General features: G+C 57.2%; 1 protein-coding gene. It reads left to right on the top strand.

Annotated elements, in window-relative coordinates:
- The coding region (locus tag Abin_RS15465; protein ID WP_181015050.1) for a hypothetical protein at positions 1 to 208 on the top strand (208 nt) is incomplete at both ends.

The following is a 208-nucleotide window of genomic DNA, read 5'->3' on the forward strand; positions in this document are numbered from 1 at the left end:
CTACCCTGACGAACAGATCTGGGAGCATCCTGTCTGTTGCGGGACCTGTGGCGCTTGATCTGACGGGTGCGCTGGAGAATGAAGGAGGGATCATTCAGTCTGCATCCGACATGACGGTGCGGGCCGGGTCTTACACGAGTGATGTCACGTCCGTTATCAATGCGGCAAACACGCTGGATGCAGCCTTTGATGGGGCTGTGGACGATGT

It is taken from the genome of Acetobacter indonesiensis (genome assembly GCF_000963945.1).
In the GTDB taxonomy this organism is placed as follows: domain Bacteria; phylum Pseudomonadota; class Alphaproteobacteria; order Acetobacterales; family Acetobacteraceae; genus Acetobacter; species Acetobacter indonesiensis.